Here is a 2,107-nt window from a genome sequence, read left to right as displayed (position 1 = left end):
AAAAAAAAAAAAAAAAAAAAAAAAGAGTGAATTCTTGTCTAAAACCTTTTGTCTTCTTCTTTTTGTAATTTTGAATTTTTCCGTAGCCGACGAAAATATTGAAGATCCGAAAATGAGTCTACTACCGTTCCGTGATCCTTTCTCTATTCTTCCCAGCTCGTTCTATCGTCCGCACGACCCGCGGATGTTCGAGTCCTTCTTCGACGACGACCCGTACGACCTCTGGGACAACGTGTGGCACTCGTGGGTGCGCCCGTTCGTCGCCGAGGCGAATCGCATCCTGCCCGGCTCGCTGATCGGCCAAGACCTCAGCTGGGACAAGGAGGGCAACATGTCGATGAACTTCGAGGCCAGCGGCTTCAAACCCGAAGAGATTCAAGTGGACTTGGAGGGCCGACGGCTGAAGGTGCGCGGCGAACACTCGGAGAAGTCCGAGAACGGCTATATCCAGCGCAAGTTCGAGAAGATGGTCAAATTGCCGGAGGACGTGAAGTTGGATGAGATCAAGTGCGAACTGGATGAAAAGGGATACCTGAACATCAACATCCCAAGAGCTGTGGCTTTGGAGGAGAGCAAGAAATTGCCGATTGAACAGAAGAAAAAGGAGTGATGGATAAATTAAGGGAATTTGACCAACATTTTAAGGCCTATACTGGTATGTAACACTGTAAAACATCTTGTCGTAATGTAGATTGTATTGTAATCGTCTTTTTAACTAATTTTTTCAGTAATTTTGCCTTTCATAACGCCTTTTTTAACTAAATATTGTAATTTTTAGCCTTTTCTTCCGCTTTAGCCTGCTTTTCAGCCGTTGAAAGTTCTACAATAGTAGCTGAAGACTTGAAAGTTAGTTTTTAGCTCTCTTGAAAGTCCAACGCTTCTATTGTAGTCACTTTTTTCGGCCAGAAAGTTGTGTTAAAGCTGGAAAATCTGTCTAAAGTAATATTTCTTGTAATTTTTTTATCCATTTTGACTTGAATTTCAACCGGCAGCTAGCACCATTACTTTTCCCGATTTAATGGTAAAGATGGATCGACTTCAAAAACTTTGTAAACCCCTAAAAAAATTGTTTTTCTTTTAACTTTTATTGTATCTCACCAACAGCAACATTCAGCTTTTTCCTCTCACTCCTTTTGCCTTACATAATACGCCGTTTCTTTTAACTTTCACCGCAATCTATTGAAGTGTCTCGATATTGTAGCGAGTCTTTGTAGATTGTAGCTTGTTTTGTAAGCATTTTTTTGGTATCGTGGTGCAAGCTGTGGCTTCTACTACTTTCAAATACCGTAATCGCCGCTCCTGCTCGATCTCGTCCCTGAAATAGTCGATCGTTTTCTTAAGGCCATCTCTCATTGAGACCTTAGGTTTCCAATGCAACAATTCGGCTGCACGGCTGATATCTGGTTTTCTTTGTTGCGGGTCATCGGTGGCTTTGGCCAGGTTTTCCACTTTACTGCCACTCCCAACCAACTCCTGGATTATCTGGGCAAAGTTGAATATCGTGTGCTCTTCAGGGTTTCCGATATTGACAGGAAGTGAGGTGTCACTGTTCATGAGAGCAATGAGACCATCTACCAGATCGGATACGTATTGGAAAGATCTGGTTTGGTTGCCCGACCCATAGATCGTGATCGGTTTTCCCTGGAGGGCTTGTATAATGAAGTTACTGACAACTCGGCCATCATTCATATGCATCCGGGGACCGAAAGTGTTGAAGATGCGAGCGATCCTGATGGTTACATTCTCCTGTTTCTGATAGGCCACCATCAAACTCTCTGCCACTCTCTTTCCTTCATCGTAACAGGACCTGGGCCCGATGGGATTCACGTGACCCCAATAACTTTCAGGTTGTGGATGAACTTCTGGATCTCCGTATACTTCGGATGTAGAAGCCAAAAGAATTCTGGCCTTGACTCGTCTGGCTAATCCTAACATGTTTATTGTTCCTACGGCGTTCGTTTTAATCGTCTTCACTGGGTTATACATGTAATGGGGAGGGGAGGCAGGAGAAGCGAGATGGTATATTTGGTCCACCTCCGTGAAATAAGGATTCACAACATCGTGGTGGACGAGGTCAAAGTTTGGATGACCGATCCATTGCTCAACA

General features: G+C 43.8%; 2 protein-coding genes. One reads left to right on the top strand and one right to left on the bottom strand.

Features of this window, described 5'->3' with window-relative positions; translation table 11 throughout:
• Positions 1 to 610: Hsp20 family protein (locus CN673_RS21860; protein WP_210200134.1), on the top strand; the 610-nt coding region annotated here is incomplete at its 5' end.
• 566 nt (positions 611 to 1,176) lie between these two features.
• Here CN673_RS21860 and CN673_RS21855 read toward each other — a convergent pair.
• Positions 1,177 to 2,107, bottom strand: a 931-nt coding sequence (locus CN673_RS21855; protein ID WP_099868287.1) for a UDP-glucuronic acid decarboxylase family protein, incomplete at its 5' end; no start/stop codon positions are given.

Origin of the sequence: Neopararhizobium haloflavum (assembly GCF_002750855.1) — a bacterium.
GTDB classification, from domain to species: Bacteria; Pseudomonadota; Alphaproteobacteria; order Rhizobiales; family Rhizobiaceae; genus Georhizobium; species Georhizobium haloflavum.
Note: the sequence above shows the minus strand (reverse complement) of the source record. Positions and strands in the feature narration are given on the sequence as shown.